The organism is Citrobacter koseri ATCC BAA-895, from assembly GCF_000018045.1.
GTDB lineage: Bacteria > Pseudomonadota > Gammaproteobacteria > Enterobacterales > Enterobacteriaceae > Citrobacter_B > Citrobacter_B koseri.
Map to the genome: position 1 here is coordinate 1,097,093 of NC_009792.1, position 23,027 is coordinate 1,120,119.

Consider the following 23,027-nt stretch of genomic DNA (forward strand, 5'->3'; position numbering starts at 1 on the left):
CTCAATGGCAAGCCGGAAATGATGATTCTCGACTCGACCATTATAGAAGGTTATTCTCTGTAAATCAGACATAACAAAAAGGAATAATTGATATGGCTTCTACTGCACCTTCTTTGCGCTATGCTCTCCTTTTCCTCGCCTCAACGCTGGCGGCGCCTGCGGCCTGGGCACATGCGCATCTGACGCATCAATACCCGGCGGCTGACGCTGAGGTGACTGCCGCGCCGCAGGCATTGACGCTGAATTTCTCCGAAGGCATTGAGCCTGGCTTCAGCGGGGCGACGCTGACCGGGCCAAAGCAGGAAAGCATCAAAACGCGGCCTGCGAAGCGCAATGAGCAGGATGCGAAACAGCTCATTATTCCTCTGGATCAGACGCTTAATCCCGGAACCTATACGGTTAACTGGCATGTGGTGTCGGTTGACGGTCATAAGACAAAAGGGCAATACACCTTTAGCGTGAAGTAATCATGCTGACGTTTACCTGGGTAGCGCTTCGCTTTATCCATTTTAGCGCCATGATGCTGGTGTTTGGCTGCGCGTTATATGGCGCGTGGCTGGCGCCGGTTTCTGTTCGTCGCCTGATGACGCGCCGCTTTCTGCGCCTGCAACAGCACGCTGCCGTGTGGAGCTTTGTCAGCACGACGCTGATGCTGGCGATCCAGGGTGGACTAATGGGGGCGGGCTGGCAGGACGTGATCTCGGTTTCGATATGGGGCGCGGTTTTACAGACTCAATTTGGCGGCGTATGGCTGTGGCAGATTATTCTCGCGCTTGTCACGTTGGTCATGACGCTGGTTGTGCCGAGAAATTTACCGCGTCTGCTGTTCATCCTGATGATTGCCCAGTTTATGTTACTGGCAGGCGTTGGCCACGCCACGCTGAATGATGGCGTGGTGGGCGCGGTACAGCAGATTAACCATGCGACTCATCTGGTGTGCGCTGCGGCCTGGTTTGGCGGCCTGCTGCCGGTTATCTACTGTATGCGCATGGCGCAAGGTCGCTGGCGACAACAGGCCATCGAAACAATGATGCGTTTCTCCCGCTATGGTCATCTGTTTGTCGCGGGCGTATTGTGCACCGGCATCGCAAATGTGCTTTTTATTACGGGGTTTTCCGCCCCCTGGCATACCGCGTACGGGCAGTTTCTTTTGTTAAAATGTGTCCTTGTCCTGCTAATGGTGGCAATTGCGCTAACGAACCGGTATGTTCTCGTACCACGTATGCGGCAGGAAAATCGCCGCGCGAATCTCTGGTTTATCTGGATGACTCAGATTGAATGGGGAATTGGAGCCGTTGTGCTGGCGATTGTCAGCCTGTTCGCAACCCTGGAACCCTTCTGATGGACTGGCAAAACTCATGAAAAAAATGATTCTCTCTCTGCTATTGTTGGCAAGTTCAGGCGCTGCGCTGGCGGCGCCTCAGGTTATCACCGTGAGCCGCTTTGAAGTGGGTAAAGACAAGTGGGCGTTTAACCGCGAAGAGGTGATGCTGACCTGCCGACCGGGCCATGCCCTGTATGTCATCAACCCGAGCACGCTGGTGCAATACCCGCTGAACGATGTTGCAGAGCAGCAAGTTGCAAGCGGCAAAACCAACGCGCAGGCTATCACCGTCATTCAGATTGACGATCCGGCAAAACCGGGTGAAAAAATGAGCCTGGCGCCGTTTATTGAACGTGCGGAAAAGCTCTGCTAATTACCAGAAGTATCTTTCTGATTTCCAATAAAAAACCGCAAGCCTCATGCAGAGGAACTTGCGGTTTTTTCGTTGTTGCGGCTGACAACGGTCGTTTTTTACCGGCCACTTTCGTCGTGGACTGGAAAACCTGGCGTCGTCATCTATTCTTAAAGGGCAAGGCGACTTAGCCTGCATTAATGCCAACTTTTAGCGCACGGCTCTCTCCCAAGAGCCATTTCCCTGGACCGAATACAGGAATCGTATTCGGTCTCTTTTTATCTGTTTGTTTTGAAGTGTGTTTTCAGATACTAACCCGAAACCACACGAAAGTTACTCGAATTTTCCATATCCTGTCCAAACCATAACATACTCTGTACCGAGTGCGTCCAGGGTTTTTTGATTGGTATGTTAATTTTTGTGCGTCAGAGTGTCGTGTGAAGCCAGGTTTACATGGATGAACGTTTATGAATCATGCTCGATGAGTTACTCATGCTGTGCACAGAAGGCGTGCAGGATGAGGATGACGGGGGTAAAAATCAGAGCGACATAAAACAGTATGATCAGTACCGCGTCTAATGCGTGATAATTCAAAATGAAATAGATAACATTCCCAATAGATATCAGGATAAAGGTGTATTTACTAATAAATAAGCATCTTTTCATTTTGGTCGTAGCTATAAAGAGTTAATTTTTGTTTCTATTTACGTCTTTGGGCGTACTGGAATTCAGGGCTTTTTCACGACATGCTTCTTTTACCCATGCAGAAAAATTGCTGGTTTTTTCCTTCGCCATCACTTGCTCTATTTGTTTCAGCAAACTGTATGAAAAACGGATGTTTTTTATCACTGTTTTGCCTGTAAAGTTTTTTATCGACATAAGGTGCTTCTCGCAACTAATTCACATCACTGTTACTTTCGCGTAACTACGCATGAAGGGAATTGATTTACATCAATGAAATCAACGGTGATGACGGCGAGGTTTCCTGGTTGTGAATTGCGTCGCAACAAAGAATGCCTCAGTGATACCACATTGAAGAGTGGGGTTGTTCAGTGACTATTCTCTATTTTTTAATGTCTTGAATCTTTTCAAGATGTGCGATAACGATAATCAGATTGATTTTATTGGGTAATTCATATTGTGAGGGTAGATATTTATTAATTAATATCCGTGTGTTTTTGGGCTGTTTATACTCACAAAAAGATAAGCAAGCGCCGCATACGGAGTGTATGGACGCTTGCTGTATTATTAGAACTGATAGTTTAAAGACATCCAGTAGTTGCGACCTGGAATAACGTATCCGGTCGTTGACTGCGCTGTCTGGAAATAATCACCGGCATAGGTGCTGGAACGGCCAGACTGATATAATTTGACGTCGCTAAAGTCTTTATCCAGTACGTTATTGACGGCGGTATTGAGGGTTAAATCTTTAGTCAGTTTATAAGATAACCCCATATCCAGCACTGTCCATGCTTTTAGATTTGCGCCTTTGTCATCATACACTTTCTGCTGTACCGCACTGAGATTGTCATAGGTCTGAGTAAAGCGGGGCGCTTTACCGCGATAGCGGGCGCTTAGCCAGGTATTTAAATCATCTGTCGTCTGCCAGTTAACGCGGGCATTTGCCATATGTTTTGGTGTATAGCTGAGTGGTGCGCCTTTATTATCTCCATCTTTCTGTTTGCTCTGAGTATAGGTATAGTTGAGCGACAGACTCAAATTATCCAACCAGAGCGGGAACGATGTTGCAAATTCGACACCATCGGTACGCGCTTTTCCGCTATTGGTATAGCTACTGGTATTGTCATCAATCGAATAAGAAACAATTTTATTGCGATATTCAGTGTAGAATCCGGTTATATTGGCATTGAATCCATTGCCATTATCGTAATAAAGTCCGGTTTCATAACTGGTGCTTTCTTCAGGTTTTAAATCTGGATTACCGACGGTATTGATTGTTCCCTGACCAGAAACGCCGCTGATGCCATTATGTAACTGGCTAAGAGAAGGCGCTTTATAACCGGTTGTGATTCCCCCTTTGAGCGTCCATTCATCTGTCATATCCCAGACCAGATAGCCACGAGGACTGAAATGACCGCCGAATACGTCGTTATGTTCATAGCGACTCCCTACGGTAAACGCCAGAGAATCCAGGATATGCCACTCATCTTCAAGGTAAGTCGCCCAGCTTTTTTGATGGAACTTTTCACCTGAACTGGCCAGAACGACGCCATCTTTCATTCGTGCGTCCCAGTATTCGCCACCCACCGTCAGTAAATGTGATTCTCCCAGCGGTGTGAGAAGCACCGAGTTGAGAATAACATTGGTATTTTTCAGTTCACGATCGTCACCCGCTCTCCAGGCTTGATCGGGCGTCAGAGCGGAGGAAACCAGCTGCCGTCCTTTATTTTCTGTCTCATTCCAGTTAAGAGACGATTTCCATGTACCAAACGTTAAGGCGGTGTCATGTCCTAACGTCACTTTATTGCGCTCATAGCGGAGCGTTTTATCATATCCGCCCGTGAGGCTACCAAGCTGACCGTCGCTGTTATCATAACGCTGTCGGGATGTGTCGAGATCCATCCATAGCGTATTGTTTGCGCTGGCTTTCCAGTCAAATCTCGCGCCGATGTTGTAGTTTTGCGACTCAGTGGGATAAGGAACGCGTGTTTCTGCGGTGTCGCTCAGTGATGTAATGCTGGAGCCTTGTCGCTGGGTTGTGCTTCCACGAACCTGCATATCCAGCGAGCCAGGAATCAGGGGACCGCTTGACCAGAAATTTGCGGTTGTGCTGTTTCCCCACTTATTACTTTCCTGTAGGTTCACTCCCGTATTAATGGCCGTGCTCCACTTATCGGTGCTTTTTTTGGTAATAATATTCACCACGCCGCCAATGGCGTCTGACCCATAAAGCGTAGACATGGGCCCGCGTATAACCTCTATACGTTCAATGGCTGAAAGTGGGGGCATAAAACTGGTATTCATTGCAGAAAAGCCATTCGGTGTTACATCCGATGTTCCATTCTGACGAATACCGTCAATAAGAATAAGGGTATAACTGGCAGGCATCCCACGAATACTTATTTCAAGCCCCCCTGTTTTTCCGGTACTGCTTTCAACGTCCACTCCCTCAACGGCCCTGAGAGCATCGCCAAGATCATTATATTTATTGGTCTGTAATTCTTGTTGTGAAATAACAGAAACACTGGCTGCCGCATTGGTGATTTTTTTCTCGTATCCCGATGCGGTGACGACCATGACATCTTCTGCAAAAACATTAAAACTTGTGGCGCCCAGACAAGATAAGACAAGTGAAGCGAGAGGTTTAATACGCATTATCGAACTTCCTTTGTTAAAAAAATCAAAGTCAATAAGATAATGCATGAAAATGATAATAAAAATAATTATCATTACACTTTTACATAAGTTGGCATTTATATGATTTTATTGAAATCAACAAGAATTATTGCAGGTTAAATTATTGCTATAAAAATAATTAATGGTCTCAGGAGAGGCGGCCTGCGACTGAAGATTTCCTGCTATGGTTAAGTATGTCAGGTTCATTTTTACTGATGGTGAACCAATGAAACAACCGGAAAACGTCTATCAGAAAATTGAGGGGAGTCAGTGGCGGCATGTCTGGATTGTCGGCGACCTCCACGGCTGTTTTTCGCAGTTGATGGAGAAACTACGACAGTGTCGGTTTGATCCGTGGCAGGATCTGCTGGTGTCGGTGGGGGATGTGATCGACCGTGGGCCTGACAGCTTGCGGTGTCTGGAACTTCTGCACAAACGGTGGGTGGTCGCCGTCAGAGGGAATCACGAGCAGATGGCGTTAGACGCGCTGGCCGCCTCGCAGTTGTCGTTATGGTTTATGAACGGCGGCGACTGGTATGCCGCATTGTCGGCAAACCAGCAGCGCCTGGCGAGAAAGGCGCTCGACGACTGTCAGCATTTACCCTGGATTCTGGAATTGCACTGCCAGAACGGCATGCATGTTGTGGCGCATGCTGATTATCCGCATCAGGTCTATGCCTGGCAAAAAGAGGTGGATTTACACCAGGTGCTATGGCGTCGTTCCCGGTTGAGCGAGCGGCATGCGGGTCAGGTAAACGGCATTGCCGGGGCCGATCACTTCTGGTTTGGTCATACGCCGCTGCGTCATCGCGTTGATATCGATAATTTGCACTATATTGATACCGGCGCGGTATTTGGCGGGGAACTAACGTTGGTTCAACTTCAGTAATTAAAAATCACTGTACTGGCGAGCGGGTAGCCAGAAGCCGTCAATAAAGTCTTCGACCGGAAAACAGCCGCCGTGACGAATCCGCTGGTCGTCCATCGAATACAGGCACTGCTGTTCAGTATTGTAGATATCCACCACAATGTCCTCACAGCCGCCGTCCAGGTAGCAAACAAAAAGTACCAGTGCGAACATTCCATCCTCAAATTGTCCTGCCGTATCGATAGTGTAGGAGAGGTTGTCGCAAGGGGGAAAGGGCGAAATAAATAACCCGTCTGGCGACGGGTTCTTTTTGAGTCAGGCAAGACGCATGACCCAGGCATCGGACTTACGATCGTAACGGGTGCGGAATAGAACAGAGTGCTCTCCGTTTAAAATGGCGGGAATGCTGGTTTCATCATCCCAGGCATCCAGTTGCATACATAAATCTGGATCGGATTTACAGGGAATGCTTAACGTTCGGTCCCCCGGCGATTCGCCATGTAACTCGGCATCGTCGATTTCAAAAGCGCCAATGCGCACACTGGTTTTCATCATCGTGCTCTCCGTTAGTTCGCTGATTGTGGTACGACCAGTTTGATCGCCCAAATTTCAGCGTAGCCAACTTCAGCAAAAGCGCCAGTAAAAAAGTGCGCTATTTTTGACCGCTTTCAGTCGTTACCAGTAAAGAGTTTGCCATCGCGAACCAGTTCGCGTGGATAACTGTTCTTCAACCGGGAACCAATCCGTTTCGCCAGACCAATGGGCTGATGCTGGAACGTGACCAGCACATCATCGGCAGACGGCGCGGTTTGCGGGTAAACATCCCGCCCCCGATACCACTCTTCTGCCTCCTGATGAGACAGCTCGAATGCGTTGGCATGATGTGGATCGGCGAGGGCGATCACCGCTTCATGCTGCCAGCGATAACCTTTATTATGGCTTTCCGCCAGTTTTATGCCCAGGCGGGAAAAGCGGACTTTTCCGATCAGCGCTTCAATCTCTGCCGGGAATAACCACACCTCTTTATCTCGCTGCCAGAGGTGCAGGTTTTCTCCCCACTGAAGTCCACTGGCGTTAGCCGCCTGAGTGATTTGCGTCGCCTCACGCCCCTTCATCGGCGCGAACGGAAACTTGCCGACCTTATAGCCAGGCGCGGGAAGCGGGGGAATGGCTGCGGTTTTACGCAAACGGGCGACAAAGAAACCTTCGCAGTCGTAAATCTGCGGGAAAACGTGTAAGAAGCCCTCTGCCGTCAGCGCGCGCTCCGCCCCCGGGAACAGATCGCCTAAAGGCAAAAATTCAACCGCTTCCGGGTAGGTCTCTTTCAGCCACAAGCAGACGGACTCATTCTCCTCGCGATTTAGCGTGCAGGTGGAGTAGACCAGCGTACCGCCAGGGCGCAGCGCGTGAAATGCGCTGTCGATTAGTTCCCGCTGTGTGGCAGCAATATCCAGGTTGCTTTCGACAGACCAGTTTTTAAGCGCGTCGGGATCTTTGCGCACCACGCCTTCACCTGAACAGGGCGCGTCCAGCAAGATAGCGTCGAATGTCTCCGGGAGCGCGGCGCCGAAGACGCGGCCATCAAAATGGGTCAGGGCAACATTACTGATCCCACAGCGGCTGATGTTGGCGTGCAGCACTTTGACCCGGCTGGCGGAGAATTCATTCGCCAGAATGGCGCCCTGATTATTCATCCGCGCGGCGATCTGGGTGGTTTTCGAACCCGGCGCGGCAGCAACATCCATAATGCGTTCCGGCGTATTCCCTTCAGCAAACAGCGCGGCGACCGGCAACATTGAGCTGGCTTCCTGAATATAAAACAGGCCGCTCAGATGTTCGGCGGTGCTGCCCAGCGGCAACGACTCTTCATCATCGCGTTCGATCCAGAAACCTTCCTCGCACCAGGGAACAGGCGTCAGCGACCAGCCATAGGGCGCCGTCAGGGCAAGAAAGTCGGTCACAGAAATTTTTAGCGTATTCACGCGAATGCTGCGACGTAACGGGCGCTGGCAGGCGGCGAGGAAATCGTCAAAAGAGAGTGTCGAAGGCATTGCTTCGCGCATTTGCGTCAGAAAGGCATCAGGGAAATAAACAGCGTGTTGAGCCACTTGGGTACCACCGGCAATAAAACAGGCGCGCAGTGTAGCATAAATGCTCCGGCGCGAGCACGCCGGAGCGGGGGAGTTAACGTGGCAGGGCGGTGCCCCATTCGCGCCACTCTTTCGGTTCGCTTTCCAGCAGCAGGAAGTGTTTACCCGCCTGTGCTTTCGGCGCCAGCGGCGTCCCTGGCGGGGTTGCAAACGCGATGCCACCGCGAATGAATTGATTGAAGGTGCCGGTTTTCACCACGCCGCCGGTCAGGCCAAAGTCCAGACTGTAGCCGGAGGCCAGCCAGAAGACGGAGTTATTACGCACCAGATGCTGATAACGCTGGCTGATGCGCATGGCAATCATCACGCGGTCAGACAGCGAACCTAACGTCATGCCCGTTACCGTGCCCACTTCGATACCTCTGAACAGCACTGGCGTGCCGATGTTCAGCGAACCTGCCTCAGGAGCCTCCACGACGATGCTCAGACCATCGAGATAGCGCGAGTCGGAAATGGTTGCTTCCTGCAATTCGAAATCACGACGCGGGTTGCCGCGTCCGGGCTCCACGTTAATGTAGGGCTGCAAAATCGTATCGAGATGCTCAACGCCCGCGGCGGAGATTTGCGGCGTGATCACCGAGAAACGCGTACCGCTTCGGGCAAAGGTCTGGACATACTCCGGGTAGAGCACCGCTTTCGCCTGAACCTCATTGCGCGCGGTAATCAGCTCCAGCGTCTGGATCTGGCCGATGTCGATGCCGAGATAACGAATCGGCATACCCGCCGCGAGTTTACCGGCGTCAAAGGCGTGCAGGGTGATTTGCCCACCCACCGCGCGGGCGGCGGTTTCCGAGGCGTAGAGTATTCGTTTGTCGCCTTTACGCTGGCTGGCGCTTGCGCCGCTCAGGTTATCGAAACTGATAGCGCCTTTCAGCGCACGCGACAGGGGAGAGGCCTGCACGGTCAGGCCGCTGCCGTTAAGCTGTACCTTCGCCCCGCCTTCCGCCCAGAATACGCTGTTGCTGGTTAACAGGTTGCGGTATTCCGGTTTGATATGCAGATCGATATCAAAGGCGTTAGCGCGTGGGCGCACGGTGATCACTTCACCTACCTCAAACTTACGGTACAGCACCACTGACCCCGTTTGTACATCCGGGAGCGTTTCAGCAGTGAGGCTCACCGTGGTCGTGGGGAGGTCGCTGAGGCTGTTTTCCACGGCCTTTTCCAGATTGGCGTACAGCGGGTAGCTGGATTTCATTTCGCCTTTTGTGCCGGGCAAAATACGAATGCCGCCGCTCACCCACTCGCTGGCGCTGGCGCCGAGAAACTCCACGCCGTCGAGACCGACTTTGATATCCACGCGACTGTTGACGACAAATTTGCTGTCACCCTGAATCAGGGCGCGATGTTGCGGATCGATAGCCACCGTGAACGCAACGCCTTTACTGGATAACTTACGTTCAATGACCTGGCCCACCTGCACGCCATGCAGAACCAGCGGTTGACCGGCGTCAATACCGTAGCTTTCCGGGGCGGTCAGGGTTAACGTCAGCGCATTTGGTTCATGGAGCAGGGCTTCTTCGCCAGGCACCACGACGAATTCACTGCGAGGTTCGCCTTCGCCTGGCACCAGTTCAAACGTTTTGCCGGTCAAAAGCGAACTGATACTGGCATCGCTCAGCGACAGCTTTGGACTGCGCAGCTCAATACGCGTCTTATCACGCAGGAGTGTTACCACGCTGGGGTCAACCGTCATTTCGCCCGTGACTTTCCCGCCGGGGTTGAGCGTTAATTTGGTGAGCTCGCCCACTTCAAGCCCCTGATACATCAGCGGCGTGGAGTCGGCTTTCAGGCCGTCGCCGTTGGGAAGTTCAAGTTTGACGATGACGCCGCGCTGGCTATGGGCTAAATCTTCGTAGAGGCCAAATGCGTCATCTGCGGTTGCAGGCTGCGAATCGTCGGGCGAGTCAAACGCGATTGCGCCATTTACCAGCGCCGCCAGACTCTCCAGCTTCACCTTCGCGCCGCTAAGGCTGACATCCGCATTGACGCCGGAGACATTCCAGAAACGGCTGCCTTTTTTCACCAGGTTTGTGAACCGACGCTCAATCAGTACGTCAATGGTGACGCCCTGTTTGTTGGGATTGATGGCATAGTCATATACCCGACCCACCGGAATTTTGCGGAAATAGACCAGCGACCCGCTGTTAAGAGAGCCGAGGTCAGGCGCGTGAAGATGGATCATCAGGTCGCCGTTGTCCAGACGGTATTTTGGCTGGGTATCAAGCGCGACAAAGTGATCTTTCTCGGCTCCTTTGCCGGGCATCATGCCGATATAGTTCCCGCCGACCAGCGCGTCCAGACCCGAAACGCCCGCCAGCGACGCTTTTGGCGTCACCAGCCAGAACTGGGTCTCCTCGCGCAAGGCATCTTTCATGTTTGACTTAATGCTGACGCGCACTTCTATCTTGCGCAGGTCTTTACTCAGGCTGATGTCCTGTACCGTACCTACTTCAACGCCCTGATAGCGCACAGGCGTCCGGCCCGGAACAATGCCATCCGCCGACATAAAGTCGATCGTCACGGTGTTGCCGCGATCTTCATAACTTCCCCAAATCAGCCAGCCTGCGATCATCAATGCGATAAACGGCAGCAGCCAAAAAGGGGAAATACGACGTTTTGTTTTTATCTGCGCTTCAGTCGGCGAAGCAGGCGTTTCCTGACTCATGTGCATCCCAAAGTAAGCGGCTATCCAGCCATTCCACTGCAAGAATAGTCAATATTACCGCTGCGCCGAAATAAAACGCAGCCGGTCCCATAGTAAAAGCGAGTATCTGATCGCGATTAATCAGCGACATCGTTAACGAAATAACAAAGAGATCCAGCATGGACCAACGGCCGATCCAGGTCACCATCCGCAGCAGCAGGATGCGCGTACGCAGCCCTTGCTCACATTTGAAATGGATGCTGAGCAGCAGTGTAAACATCACAATAACTTTGGTAAATGGCACCAGAATACTGGCGATAAAGACCACGGCCGCCACGGCGATATTGCTGTTCGCCAGCGACATAATGCCCGATAAAATCGTGTCCTCCTGACGCCCGCCATTCACGTAAATAATGGATATCGGCATCAGGTTTGCGGGTAGCAGCAGGACGACAGAGGCCAGCAGCGCCGCCCAGCATTTCTGTATGCTCTGATTTCTGCGCAGGCGCAGCGGGATATGACAACGGGGGCAACGTCCCCGTGAGTCAGGATAACCGGTGAAGTGGCATCCGAGACAGACGCGAAGTTTTTCGTCCGGGCGTCGGGCGGGGCGTTGTGGATAAAAGCGCTCCCAGAGTTGCTCCACATTGAGATGCGACAGCGTCAGAATACTGAGGATCACCAGCGCCACAAAGGCGTAAAGCCCCAGGCCGGGTTGCAGGAAGGCGTAATCCTGCACTTTGATCGAGGCGACCCCAATGCCGACCAGATAAATGTCGAGCATCACCCACTCTTTGAGCCTCTCCAGCATCAGCAATACCGGACGCAGATTCATGCCGAGAATATTACCGAACCATAGATAAGCAATGGCGGTGACCAGAATTAACGGCGCGCCCGCCACGCAAAAGAGCACCATGGCGGCCGTAAGCGGATCGCCTTGCCTGGTCATCTGCCAGATGCCCTGCATCACGTTGGCGTCAATACGCACCCCTAACAGCCAGATACGCAATAGTGGTTCGCCCCAGGCAAAGGGCATCAGCAGCAGCATCGTAACGGCCAGCGCCGCCAGACGCGTCAGCGACCAGTCACGTCCATCGCGAATTTTGGCCTGGCAACGCGGGCAATATGCGCTCTGGTGCGATTGCATTTTCGGCAGGCTAAACAGCATGTCGCATTGGGGGCAGCGCTGATAATGGGCGCGGGGCAACGCTTCACTGATAGACCAGACCGTTATTCTCTTTGTTGGCGTGAGTCGCGGGGTGTTCAGGGCCATGTATCGTGAATCAAAGTGTTAGATTAATGTAATCTTAACTCATGACGGGAATGATCTTGAGCATTAACGCATTTAATGCTTATTTTAATAGGCTGTAGTTTTAGAGTAAGACAACTAAGTGACTATATAATGAGCAAAACAGAGCTATACGCGGATCTTAACCGCGACTTTCAGGCAGTAATGGCAGGTGAAACCAGTTTTCTCGCTACCCTGGCAAATACCAGCGCGCTGCTGTTTGAGCGCCTTTCGGGCGTCAACTGGGCGGGGTTCTATCTGCTGGAAAACGACACGCTGGTGCTGGGGCCGTTCCAGGGGAAACTCGCCTGTGTGCGGATCCCGGTTGGACGCGGCGTCTGTGGTACGGCGGTCGCGCAGAACCAGGTGCAGCGCATCGAGGACGTTCATGCGTTTGACGGACACATCGCCTGCGATAGCGCCAGCAATGCTGAAATTGTGCTGCCTCTGACGGTAGACAATCAGATAATCGGCGTGCTGGACATTGATAGCACGGTATTTGGCCGCTTTACCGAAGAGGATGAGCAAGGCCTGCGTGAGCTTGTCGCGCGGCTTGAAACCGTGCTTGCAACGACGGATTACAAAAAATTCTTTGCGACCGTTGCAGGATAATCAACGGATAACGTAGCAATTACTGATGGCGTCATTATAATGACGCCTGTTCATGCCTGCGGCTTGTTGGCTACGTCCGTTGTAATCAGGAAATTTCATGGAAAATCAACCTAAGTTGAATAGCAGTAAAGAAGTTATCGCGTTTCTGGCCGAACGTTTTCCACAGTGTTTTAGTGCGGAAGGCGAAGCGCGCCCGCTGAAAATTGGCATTTTTCAGGATCTGGTAGAGCGTGTTGAGGGCGAAATGAACCTCAGCAAGACACAACTTCGTTCCGCTTTACGTCTTTATACTTCAAGCTGGCGTTACCTGTACGGCGTTAAGCCGGGCGCAACGCGTGTTGATCTCGACGGCAACCCTTGCGGTGAGCTGGATGAGCAGCACGTTGAACATGCGCGTAAGCAGCTTGAAGAAGCGAAAGCACGCGTCCAGGCGCAACGTGCGGAACAGCAGGCGAAAAAACGCGAAGCTGCCGCTGCGGCAGGCGAAAAAGAAGACGCTCCGCGCCGTGAGCGTAAACCGCGTCCTGCGCCACGTCGTAAAGAGACGACTCCGCGTACTCCTCGCGCTGAAAAACCGGCGGCTAAAGCACCACGCGCACCACGCGAAGAACAGCATACCCCGGTGTCTGATATTTCAGCGCTGACGGTAGGGCAGTCACTGAAGGTGAAAGCAGGCAACAATGCGATGGATGCCACCGTATTAGAAGTCACCAAAGATGGCGTCCGTGTGCAGCTGAATTCGGGTATGTCTTTGATTGTACGCGCAGAACACCTGGTGTTCTGAAACGGAGGCCAGGCCTGGCATGAACACTTTTTTTAGGCTTACCGCGTTAGCTGGCTTGCTTGCAATAGCAGGCCAGTCCTTCGCCGTCGATGACATTACGCGCGCCGATCAAATTCCCGTTCTGAAGGAAGAAACGCAGCATGCGACCGTGAGTGAGCGCGTGACTTCGCGTTTTACACGTTCCCACTATCGTCAGTTCAATCTGGATCAGGCGTTTTCGGCAAAGATTTTCGATCGCTATCTTAATCTGCTCGACTACAGCCACAATGTGCTGCTGGCGAGTGATGTGGAGCAGTTTGCGAAAAGCAAAACTGTCCTCGGCGATGAGCTGCGTACAGGTAAACTGGATGTCTTCTATGACCTCTATAACCTGGCGCAAAAACGCCGTTTCGAACGTTATCAGTACGCGTTAAGCGTGCTGGAACGCCCGATGGATTTCACCGGTAACGACACGTTTAACCTTGACCGCAGCAAAGCGCCCTGGCCGAAAAATGAGGCTGAGCTGAACGCGTTGTGGGATGGCAAGGTGAAATTCGACGAACTTAGCCTGAAGCTGACGGGCAAGAACGATAAAGAAATTCGCGAAACGCTGACGCGTCGTTACAAATCTGCGATTCGCCGTCTGGCGCAAACCAACAGTGAAGACGTGTTCTCACTGGCGATGACCGCATTTGCGCGCGAAATCGACCCGCATACTAACTACCTTTCTCCGCGAAATACCGAACAGTTCAATACTGAAATGAGCCTGTCTCTGGAAGGTATCGGCGCGGTTCTGCAAATGGACGATGACTACACGGTCATCAACTCGATGGTTGCCGGCGGCCCGGCGGCAAAAAGCAAGGCGATAAGCGTAGGCGATCGCATTGTAGGCGTAGGCCAGACGGGGAAAGGAATGGTTGATGTGATTGGCTGGCGTCTTGATGACGTGGTGGCGCTGATCAAAGGGCCAAAAGGCAGCAAAGTTCGTCTTGAAATTCTGCCTGCCGGTAAGGGCACGAAAACGCGAACCATTACGCTGACGCGCGAACGCATTCGTCTTGAAGACCGCGCTGTTAAAATGACGGTGAAAACGGTCGGTAAAGAGAAAGTCGGCGTGCTGGATATTCCGGGGTTCTATGTGGGGCTGACGGATGACGTCAAAGTCCAGCTACAGAAACTGGAAAAACAGAACGTGAGCAGCATTGTTATCGATCTGCGCACCAACGGCGGCGGCGCGCTGACCGAAGCGGTTTCGCTGTCCGGTCTGTTTATCCCGTCTGGCCCGGTTGTTCAGGTTCGTGACAACAACGGTAAAGTGCGTGAAGACGCCGATACCGATGGCGTGGTGTATTACAAAGGCCCGCTGGTGGTACTGGTCGATCGCTTCAGCGCATCCGCGTCGGAGATTTTTGCCGCGGCGATGCAGGATTACGGTCGCGCATTGATTGTCGGTGAACCGACTTTCGGTAAAGGCACCGTACAGCAGTACCGCTCCCTGAACCGTATTTATGATCAGATGCTGCGTCCTGAATGGCCTGCGCTGGGTTCCGTGCAGTACACCATTCAGAAATTCTACCGTGTTAACGGCGGCAGCACGCAGCGTAAAGGCGTCACGCCGGATATCGTCATGCCGACGGGGAATGAAGAGACGGAAACCGGTGAGAAGTTTGAAGACAACGCCTTGCCGTGGGACAGCATTGATGCGGCAACGTACGTGAAGTCAGATGATTTAACGCCGTTTGGCCCGGAACTGCTGAAAGAGCATAACGCGCGCATCGCGAACGATCCTGAGTTCCAGTACATCCTGAAGGACATTGCCCGCTTTAACGCGATGAAAGATAAGCGCAATATCGCTTCTCTCAATTTCGCCCAGCGCGAAAAAGAGAATAACGAAGACGATGCCCTGCGTCTGGCGCGTATCAACGATCGGTTTAAACGTGAAGGCAAGCCGCTTCTGAAGAAACTGGACGATCTGCCGAAGGATTATAAAGAGCCGGATCCGTATCTGGATGAAACGGTACGGATAGCGCTGGATCTGGCGCATCTTGAGAAAGAGAAGCCCGCGGAGCAACCCGCAACCAGCAAATAGCGTCAAGCAGGCACAAGAAATTGTGCCTGTTTTTTTAACAAGCGCATTAAGCCGTCAGTCTTATGCAACAAAATGTAAAGTTGTGTCTTTCTGGTGACTTACAGCCCGCAGATGCTTGAAAATAGCCACAAGACCCATACGATGTGGGTATCGCATAGTGCGTTTTGTTAAGTTGAGGTTAAAAGAAAATTATGATGCGAATCGCGCTCTTCCTGCTGACGAACCTGGCCGTGATGGTCGTTTTCGGGCTGGTGCTGAGCCTGACAGGGATACAGTCAAGCAGCGTACAAGGCTTGCTGATTATGGCGCTGCTGTTTGGTTTTGGTGGTTCCTTCATTTCGCTGCTGATGTCCAAATGGATGGCGTTAAAGTCCGTGGGTGGGGAAGTCATTGAGCAACCGCGTAATGAAAGAGAACGCTGGCTGATGAACACGGTGGCGACGCAGGCGCGTCAGGCCGGAATCGCTATGCCGCAGGTGGCTATCTATCATGCGCCGGATATCAACGCGTTTGCGACCGGCGCGCGCCGTGATGCGTCGCTGGTTGCGGTGAGTACCGGCTTGCTGCAAAACATGAGCCCGGATGAAGCCGAAGCCGTTATTGCGCATGAGATCAGTCACATCGCTAATGGCGATATGGTCACCATGACGCTGATTCAGGGGGTTGTGAACACCTTTGTGATCTTCATCTCGCGTATTATCGCGCAGATCGCCGCGGGCTTCCTCGGTGGAAACCGTGATGAGGGTGAAAGCAGCAACGGCAACCCAATGATCTATTTCGCGGTGGCGATGGTTCTTGAACTGGTGTTCGGGATACTGGCGAGCATTATCACCATGTGGTTCTCACGTCACCGTGAATTCCATGCGGACGCCGGTTCTGCGAAGCTTGTCGGCCGTGAAAAGATGATTGCCGCGTTGCAGCGCCTGAAAACCAGCTATGAGCCGCAGGAAGCCAACAGCATGATGGCGTTCTGTATCAACGGCAAGTCGAAGTCACTGAGCGAGTTGTTCATGACTCACCCGCCGCTGGATAAGCGTATTGAAGCGCTGCGTAGCGGCGAGTACCTGAAGTAAGGCGGTATGCCTGGCATTCTAAAAAAGCGCATCAGATGATGCGCTTTTTTTTTACGCCACGGAGTGGGGTTGAGTGATGCGCAAACCGCTGATAATGGCGGCTACGGTCGCCAGGATGCCCGCCGTCATCAGGGAAATATGCGTACCGTTGTCCGCAAACTGATTCAACATGAGCGCAACCAGCGCTGCGCCGGTACTCTGGCCCAGAAGACGCGCCGTGCCCAGCATCCCGCTGGCCCCTCCGCTGCGATCGCGTGGCGCAGAGGTGATAATCGTGTGGTTATTGGGCGACTGGAATAAGCCAAAACCGGCTCCGCAAAGGATCATCGGCCAGATGATACTGATATCTGACGGCGAGGCTGGCAGCAGCATCAGCGCAAAAAGTCCTGTGGCCATAATTATCAGTCCTGACGCGCCCAGCAGCCCGGCATGAACCCGTTCAATTAAATAGCCCGCCAGCGGCGCCATCACCATTGTCGCCAGCGGCCAGGGCGTCAGCAATAACCCGGTCTCGACTTCGCTACGCCCCAATACCGTTTGCAGATAAAAGGGAAGGGAAACCATCGCCAGCATCTGCGCGCAGAAAGAGCAAATACTGGTGCAGATCGACAGAGAAAAGAGCGGAATACGCAGTAAGTCAATCGGTAACAAAGGCACCGGGAGTGAGAGCTGGCGGCGAATGAAGAAGAAACCGACGACAAGCATAACCGCCAGTTCTGCGCCAATCAGCGTTAAAGGTTGCCCCTGTGCGAATCCGCTGAGAGCGGTGATCAGCAAGCCGAAGGTTAAGGCGTTCATCACTGCGCTGGGCAAGTCGAAGCGCGGTTTGGCGCTACGAGCGCTGTTTGGGGGTAAGAAACGCATAGCCAACAGCAATGCGATAATGCCTAACGGAACGTTAATCAGGAACAGCCATTTCCATGACGCTATCGACAGGATTGCTGCCGCAATGGTCGGCCCCGCAGCCGAAGACACGGCGACGATGAAGGAGTTGATGCCCATTCCGCGCCCAAGGTGGCGTTGCGGATAGATAAGTCGGATCAGCGCCGTGTTCACGCTCATCAGCGCGGCGCCGCCAAACCCCTGCGCGACGCGCGCAAGCGTCAGCATTTCCAGGGAGTCCGACAGCGCGCAGAACAGCGACGAAAACAGGAAAATGACCAGGCCGTATTTATAGATGCGTCGATAGCCGAACATGTCCCCCAGAAACGAGAGCGATAAGAGAGAAACCACGATCGCGATTTGGTAAGCGTTAACAACCCAGATCGATCGGGCGGCGGACGCCTGGAGATCGGTTGCAATGGTAGGGAGCGCGACATTCGCGATTGCGCCATCCAGCACGGCCATCGAGATACCAATAATGATGGTTAAAATGGCGCCGTAACGCTGGGGTAATGGCAGGCCATCGGCCTGGATTTTGTCCATAGAGAGTCAATGTCTTTCGGGGGATTATGATCAGAGTAATGATTTTAGCATTGATATCGCGGGGTTATGTCGCAGATTTGTAACTAAGTAAGCAAAGATGGATTGCGACCGCCATGACGTGAAATTATAATAAAAACCGGTTCTGATTTTTATAAAACACTCGCAATGAGGTGATAAATGGCTATCGCAGATCTGGATAAACAACCTGATTCTGTTTCTTCTGTGCTGAAGGTTTTTGGCATTCTGCAAGCGCTGGGTGAAGAGCGCGAAATAGGGATCACCGAGCTGTCGCAACGTGTCATGATGTCAAAAAGCACCGTTTATCGCTTTTTACAAACGATGAAAACGCTGGGTTATGTCGCGCAGGAAGGTGAATCTGAAAAATATTCGCTGACCCTGAAATTGTTTGAGCTGGGCGCCCGTGCGCTGCAAAACGTTGATCTGATCCGTAGCGCTGATATTCAGATGCGTGAAATTTCCCGTCTGACCAAAGAGACAATTCACCTCGGTGCGCTGGATGAAGACAGCATTGTCTACATTCATAAAATCGACTCCATGTACAATTTGCGCATGTATTCCCGCATTGGCCGCCGTAACCCGCTGTACAGCACCGCAATCGGTAAAGTGCTGCTGGCATGGCGCGACCGCGATGAAGTCAAACAGATACTGGATGGCGTGGAGTACAAACGTAGCACCGCGCGCACGATTACCAGCACCGAGGCGTTACTGCCGATGCTGGATCAGGTGCGCGAGCAGGGGTACGGCGAAGATAACGAAGAGCAGGAAGAAGGCCTGCGCTGCATTGGCGTGCCGGTGTTCGACCGTTTTGGCGTGGTGATCGCCGGTCTGAGCATTTCGTTCCCGACGCTGCGTTTCTCCGAAGAACGTCTGCATGAGTATGTCGCTATGCTGCACACGGCAGCGCGTAAAATCTCTGAGCAGATGGGTTACAACGACTATCCATTCTGAGGTGAGCGCGCCCTGAGCCGTTCAGAAGCCAGCCGGTAGAAGATACCTGCTGGCTTTTTTATTGCCCTGAAAAGGGGCGGGAGAGTGGTTTCTCCCGCTAAAAAACGCATTAAAAAGGCATAACCACGTTATGCCTGATATTTATGCAGATGAATGGATGTGATGCCAGATTAGCCGTTATCGACCACCACGGCGCTTTTTCTGAATACAGGACAGTCTGACAGACCAATGATGCCGCTGTCAGTATGGACATATTGCGCTGTACTGGTGCCGCGAGCGGTCAGATATTGACATTGCAGACCCAGACCGGCGGCGTTCTCCTTGCTGCCAATCAGAACCCCATAGCCACTGAGCAATAAACCAATCCATACCAGAGCAATCAAAACAATCGCGCGAATGATCAAACGCATTACTACCTCTTTTCTTTTTTTGGTTAGAATAAGGGTAGCCTGAACGCCCACTGAAACAAGTGTATCATTCCTAAAAGTATATAATGTCGCTCCAGTTAGTTCCGGTTTAGATAACGCGTGGTAATTTGATGGCATAAGATGTGGATGCGGAGAGCGGAGTGAAAAAGTTTCGGTGGGTAATCCTGATTATTGTTGCGTTGGTATGTCTGCTGCTGTGGGCGCAGGTGTTCAACATAATGTGCGATCAGGATGTACAATTTTTCAACGGAATTTGTGCCATCAATAAATTTATCCCCTGGTGATAGCATTTTTACAACAGTTGATTACCTTCCCGTGTAGCAGTGGTAAAATACGGCGTCTACATTGAGGTGGTAACATGAACGAAGTTCTGAATTCTGGCGTACTGACTTTTACGTCTTTGATTGTATCGGTGGTGGTTCTGATTGTCGGGCTGGTCCTGTGGTTTTTTGTGAACCGGGCAAGTTCAAGAACAAATGAGCAGATTGAGCTGCTTGAAGCGCTGCTGGATCAGCAAAAGCGGCAAAATGCCTTGCTACGCCGTCTGTGCGAAGCTAACGAGCCTGAAAAAGTCGCTGAGGCCGAGTCTGAAGCGAAACCTCAGGAAGAGGATGACGATATCATCCGTCTGGTCGCTGAACGGTAACGACAAGCAGAGACAGGATGCGCGTCTGCCAGCCATTCCTTCAGGCAGGCCCATCCTGTTTTCATTAATGTAACCCTGTGTATACCAGGTCTGTTATTTCATTGATCATTTAATGCTTTAACTTAATCTCTCCTTAAATATATTTATCCATACGCTAATAATGTGATTATGTCGCTTTTGTGATAGCGATCGTTTTTATTAATAGCGAAACGTTTCTCTCACTTTTTTTGTGCATTGTCATCATTCTTTCATTATTTTGGTGCACAACCAAAGCACGTATTGGCTATCAGTGAAACGGATGAAAAATGGTCGAATACTTCGCATTTTTAAACAATATTGGTTTTTTTGCGTTGTGACAATTTATGCATTACAAAGCATAAAAAGTGATATCTGTTTACCGTATCGATAAGATCAACGCATGACCTGGAACAACCGAAGTTATTGAGCTATGGTAGAAAAGCCGCTGTACGGGCGTAAGCCTGTCGAAAGGCGCCTGGAGAAGCGAGAATATATCGTCGGGAACTGTGCCGCATAACTGTGCAGTTGATCTTTGATATCTCTCTGGATTTGTGCGACTGATCGAGACACGTTTAAAAATGGCTTGCCATAATTAACGTTGTATGTGATAACACGTTTTGGGTTAAACGAGGTACAGTTCTGTTTATGTGTGGCATTTTCAGTAAAGAAGTCCTGAGTAAACACGTTGACGTTGAATACCGCTTCTCTGCCGAACCTTATATTAGTGCCTCAAGCAGTAATGTCTCAGTTTTATCTATGTTATGCCTGCGGGCGAAGAAAACACTCTAAGGAATTTTGCAAATGGCAAAGATTAAAGGTCAAGTTAAGTGGTTCAACGAGTCTAAAGGTTTTGGCTTCATTACTCCGGCTGATGGCAGCAAAGATGTGTTCGTACACTTCTCCGCTATCCAGGGTAACGGCTTCAAAACCCTGGCTGAAGGCCAGAACGTTGAGTTCGAAATTCAGGACGGCCAGAAAGGTCCGGCTGCTGTTAACGTAACAGCTATCTGATCGACACCACTGATTTGAAGCGCCAAGGCGCATCAACCTCAGATATAAAGCCTCGCCAGTGCGGGGCTTTTTAATTCAGGTTCCTTCAAAATATTTCTGAATACACTTCTGTTAGCGCTTTGTTGCAAAGCCGCGATGTTCGTAGCATTGTTTTTCCCGCTTTCCCTCGTCAATTCCCGTTAAATCAATCACCTGAAAAACGACCTTGCTGGAGACCAGGTGAAAAAGAAAAGCGACGGCGCCGTGCGTAATTTTGCTCCCATCCGTTTTGTACTGCTGTGCGTGGCGATTTTGCTGAGCATGGGGTTATTGCTGGGACGCGTGGCGTGGTTACAGATCATCACGCCGACAAATCTGGTTAAACAGGAGGACAGGCGTTCGTTACGTGAGGTTACCACGGCGTCGCCACGCGGCATGATTACCGACAGAGAAGGGCGTCCGTTAGCCGTTAGCGTGCCGGTCAATGCGGTCTGGGCCGACCCGAAGACGATCGTCAGTAAAGGTGGCGTGGGGTATAACCAACGCTGGCAGGCGCTGGCGCAGACGCTGCATCTTTCACTGGCTACGCTGGCTGAGCGGGTAAACAGCAATCCTACCGGGCGGTTTATCTATCTGGCGCGCCAGATTTCGCCGCAGCAGGCCGAATGGATCGATAAGCTCAATCTTCCTGGCATTAACCTGCGTGAAGAGTCCCGGCGTTTTTATCCGGCAGGGCATGTGGCAGCCAACCTGATTGGCTTTACCAACATTGACGGGCAGGGGATTGAGGGGATTGAGAAAAGTTTTAATGCCCAACTGACGGGGAAACCCGGTTCCCGCCTTGTTCGCAAAGATAAGTTTGGTCATGTTATCGAGAACATAACCGAAACAAATCCTGTGCCAGCGCATGAGCTTCAGCTCAGTATTGATGAACGTCTACAGACAGTGACGGAGGATGCGCTGGATAACGCCGTCACCTGGAACAAAGCGGAGTCCGGCGCGGCGGTACTGGTCAACATCGCGACGGGGGAAATTCTGTCGATGGCAAGCTTCCCGGACTTTAATCCGAATAACCGGGAAGGCGCCGTGCTGGATGATTTTCGCAACCGTGCCATCAGCGATACCTTTGAACCGGGTTCCACGGTCAAGCCGCTGGTGATCATGACGGCGCTTCAGCAGGGCATTGTCCAGCCCGACAGCGTGATTGATACGCATCCGTTTAATCTTGACGGCCACCGGATTCGTGACGTGGGGTATTACCCGGAGCTGAGTTTGACCGGAATCCTGCAAAAATCGAGTGATACCGGCGTGTCGCGTCTCTCGCTCGCTATGCCGGTTCAACGACTGCTGGATACGTATAAAGGCTTTGGCTTTGGGCAGTCTACGGGACTGGGGCTCACCGGGGAGAGCAGCGGCTTACTGCCGCAGCGTCGTTACTGGAGCGATCTGGATCGGGCGACGTTTGCCTTCGGGTACGGTCTGATGGTGACGCCGCTCCAGCTGGCGCACGTATATGCCACCATCGGCAGTTTTGGTATCTACCGACCGCTTTCCATTACGCGTATTGATCCGCCCGTTGTGGGGACGCGTGTGATGCCCGCCGAACTGGTGCATCAGGTTGAGCATATGATGGAGAGCGTCGCGCTCCCCGGCGGGGGAGGAACCAAAGCCGCAGTCAGAGATTATCGCGTGGCGGTAAAAACCGGTACGGCGAAGAAAATCGGCGATGACGGTAAGTATGTCGATAAATACGTGGCCTATACGGCGGGCGTGGCTCCGGCCAGCGATCCGCAGTTTGCGCTGGTGGTTGTGATTAACAATCCGCAAAACGGCTCTTACTATGGCGGCGCGGTGTCGGCGCCGGTGTTCAGCCAGATTATGGGCGATGTTCTGCGCCTGGAAAACGTTAAACCGGACGGTATGCCCGCCGACTCCGACCACCTGTTAGTGATGCACGGCAACCGCCTGTCGTCCCCCTCGCTGTAAGTTATTTTCCCAGGGCGCAATTCGCGTTACACTTGCGCCCTA

At 52.0% G+C, this 23,027-nt stretch carries 23 protein-coding genes; 14 read left to right on the forward strand and 9 right to left on the reverse strand.

Features of this window, described 5'->3' with window-relative positions; all coding sequences use genetic code 11:
- Positions 1 to 92 precede the first annotated feature (92 nt).
- From yobA to CKO_RS04885, 3 genes are read left to right on the forward strand one after another with little or no spacing between them, the layout of a single operon-like run.
- Entirely contained in the window at positions 93 to 467 is a 375-nt protein-coding gene (gene yobA, locus CKO_RS04875; protein WP_012132022.1) for a CopC domain-containing protein YobA, read from the forward strand.
- Entirely contained in the window at positions 467 to 1,342 is an 876-nt protein-coding gene (copD, locus tag CKO_RS04880; protein ID WP_080516649.1) for a copper homeostasis membrane protein CopD, read from the forward strand. Before yobA ends, copD begins: the two co-directional genes overlap by 1 nt.
- Positions 1,343 to 1,358: 16 nt before the next feature.
- Entirely contained in the window at positions 1,359 to 1,697 is a 339-nt protein-coding gene (locus CKO_RS04885) for a YebY family protein (protein ID WP_012132024.1), read from the forward strand.
- Between the two features lie 666 nt (positions 1,698 to 2,363).
- Here CKO_RS04885 and CKO_RS04890 read toward each other — a convergent pair.
- Both CKO_RS04890 and CKO_RS04895 read right to left on the reverse strand, forming a co-directional pair.
- The gene (locus CKO_RS04890; RefSeq protein WP_012132027.1) at positions 2,364 to 2,555 is read right to left on the reverse strand and encodes a YlcI/YnfO family protein; all 192 of its coding nucleotides are present in this window, start codon (positions 2,553 to 2,555) and stop codon (positions 2,364 to 2,366) included.
- Between the two features lie 369 nt (positions 2,556 to 2,924).
- A complete protein-coding gene (locus CKO_RS04895) occupies positions 2,925 to 5,012 on the reverse strand; it encodes a TonB-dependent receptor (RefSeq protein ID WP_024130260.1) in 2,088 nt (695 codons plus the stop codon).
- A gap of 247 nt (positions 5,013 to 5,259) precedes the next feature.
- On the opposite strand from CKO_RS04895, the gene pphA reads away from it, so the two are divergent.
- Positions 5,260 to 5,922, forward strand: a complete 663-nt coding sequence (pphA, locus tag CKO_RS04900) for a protein-serine/threonine phosphatase (RefSeq protein ID WP_024130261.1) — start codon at positions 5,260 to 5,262, stop codon at positions 5,920 to 5,922.
- On the opposite strand, the gene CKO_RS04905 is transcribed toward pphA, so the two are convergent.
- From CKO_RS04905 to yebS, 5 genes are all read right to left on the reverse strand, one after another.
- Positions 5,923 to 6,114, reverse strand: a complete 192-nt coding sequence (locus tag CKO_RS04905) for a YdfD/YebW family protein (protein ID WP_012132031.1) — start codon at positions 6,112 to 6,114, stop codon at positions 5,923 to 5,925.
- A 102-nt stretch (positions 6,115 to 6,216) separates the two neighbouring features.
- Positions 6,217 to 6,453 carry a YebV family protein gene (locus CKO_RS04910; RefSeq protein ID WP_024130262.1) on the reverse strand — a complete coding sequence of 79 codons (237 nt, stop codon included), beginning with the start codon at positions 6,451 to 6,453 and terminating at the stop codon, positions 6,217 to 6,219.
- 116 nt (positions 6,454 to 6,569) lie between these two features.
- Positions 6,570 to 8,009, reverse strand: a complete 1,440-nt coding sequence (gene rsmF / locus CKO_RS04915; RefSeq protein WP_012132033.1) for a 16S rRNA (cytosine(1407)-C(5))-methyltransferase RsmF — start codon at positions 8,007 to 8,009, stop codon at positions 6,570 to 6,572.
- Positions 8,010 to 8,085: 76 nt separating this feature from the next.
- Positions 8,086 to 10,719: a PqiB family protein gene (locus tag CKO_RS04920; protein ID WP_012132034.1), complete on the reverse strand. Its 2,634-nt coding sequence runs from the start codon at positions 10,717 to 10,719 to the stop codon at positions 8,086 to 8,088.
- Entirely contained in the window at positions 10,688 to 11,971 is a 1,284-nt protein-coding gene (yebS, locus tag CKO_RS04925; protein ID WP_024130263.1) for a membrane integrity lipid transport subunit YebS, read from the reverse strand. The genes CKO_RS04920 and yebS overlap by 32 nt, the downstream gene beginning before the upstream one ends.
- 129 nt (positions 11,972 to 12,100) lie before the next feature.
- Here yebS and CKO_RS04930 point away from each other — a divergent pair, with 129 nt between their 5' ends.
- The 4 genes from CKO_RS04930 to htpX all read left to right on the forward strand — a co-directional run bounded on the left by CKO_RS04930 (position 12,101) and on the right by htpX (position 16,523).
- Positions 12,101 to 12,598, forward strand: coding sequence for a GAF domain-containing protein (locus CKO_RS04930; protein WP_012132036.1), 498 nt, complete (start codon positions 12,101 to 12,103; stop codon positions 12,596 to 12,598).
- Positions 12,599 to 12,695: 97 nt separating this feature from the next.
- Positions 12,696 to 13,382, forward strand: coding sequence for an RNA chaperone ProQ (proQ, locus tag CKO_RS04935; RefSeq protein ID WP_012132037.1), 687 nt, complete (start codon positions 12,696 to 12,698; stop codon positions 13,380 to 13,382).
- 19 nt (positions 13,383 to 13,401) lie between these two features.
- Entirely contained in the window at positions 13,402 to 15,450 is a 2,049-nt protein-coding gene (gene prc / locus CKO_RS04940) for a carboxy terminal-processing peptidase (RefSeq protein WP_012132038.1), read from the forward strand.
- A gap of 191 nt (positions 15,451 to 15,641) precedes the next feature.
- Positions 15,642 to 16,523 carry a protease HtpX gene (gene htpX / locus CKO_RS04945; RefSeq protein WP_012132039.1) on the forward strand — a complete coding sequence of 294 codons (882 nt, stop codon included), beginning with the start codon at positions 15,642 to 15,644 and terminating at the stop codon, positions 16,521 to 16,523.
- Positions 16,524 to 16,574: 51 nt separating this feature from the next.
- On the opposite strand, the gene CKO_RS04950 is transcribed toward htpX, so the two are convergent.
- A complete protein-coding gene (locus CKO_RS04950) occupies positions 16,575 to 17,948 on the reverse strand; it encodes an MFS transporter (RefSeq protein WP_012132040.1) in 1,374 nt (457 codons plus the stop codon).
- A 177-nt stretch (positions 17,949 to 18,125) separates the two neighbouring features.
- On the opposite strand from CKO_RS04950, the gene kdgR reads away from it, so the two are divergent.
- Positions 18,126 to 18,917: a DNA-binding transcriptional regulator KdgR gene (gene kdgR, locus CKO_RS04955; RefSeq protein ID WP_012132042.1), complete on the forward strand. Its 792-nt coding sequence runs from the start codon at positions 18,126 to 18,128 to the stop codon at positions 18,915 to 18,917.
- Positions 18,918 to 19,087: 170 nt separating this feature from the next.
- Here the strand turns inward: kdgR and CKO_RS04960 are convergent, their stop codons facing one another.
- Entirely contained in the window at positions 19,088 to 19,327 is a 240-nt protein-coding gene (locus CKO_RS04960) for a YobH family protein (RefSeq protein WP_024130264.1), read from the reverse strand.
- A gap of 158 nt (positions 19,328 to 19,485) precedes the next feature.
- On the opposite strand from CKO_RS04960, the gene mgrB reads away from it, so the two are divergent.
- The 5 genes from mgrB to ftsI all read left to right on the forward strand — a co-directional run bounded on the left by mgrB (position 19,486) and on the right by ftsI (position 22,985).
- Positions 19,486 to 19,629, forward strand: coding sequence for a PhoP/PhoQ regulatory lipoprotein MgrB (gene mgrB, locus CKO_RS04965; RefSeq protein WP_024130265.1), 144 nt, complete (start codon positions 19,486 to 19,488; stop codon positions 19,627 to 19,629).
- Positions 19,630 to 19,703: 74 nt separating this feature from the next.
- Positions 19,704 to 19,991, forward strand: a complete 288-nt coding sequence (locus tag CKO_RS04970) for a YebO family protein (RefSeq protein WP_012132046.1) — start codon at positions 19,704 to 19,706, stop codon at positions 19,989 to 19,991.
- Positions 19,992 to 20,654: 663 nt separating this feature from the next.
- The gene (locus tag CKO_RS04975) at positions 20,655 to 20,798 is read left to right on the forward strand and encodes a DUF2627 domain-containing protein (RefSeq protein ID WP_001537930.1); all 144 of its coding nucleotides are present in this window, start codon (positions 20,655 to 20,657) and stop codon (positions 20,796 to 20,798) included.
- Between the two features lie 12 nt (positions 20,799 to 20,810).
- Positions 20,811 to 21,020 carry a transcription antiterminator/RNA stability regulator CspE gene (cspE, locus tag CKO_RS04980; protein ID WP_001062678.1) on the forward strand — a complete coding sequence of 70 codons (210 nt, stop codon included), beginning with the start codon at positions 20,811 to 20,813 and terminating at the stop codon, positions 21,018 to 21,020.
- A 219-nt stretch (positions 21,021 to 21,239) separates the two neighbouring features.
- Positions 21,240 to 22,985, forward strand: a complete 1,746-nt coding sequence (ftsI, locus tag CKO_RS04985; RefSeq protein WP_012132048.1) for a peptidoglycan glycosyltransferase FtsI — start codon at positions 21,240 to 21,242, stop codon at positions 22,983 to 22,985.
- Positions 22,986 to 23,027: the final 42 nt, after the last annotated feature.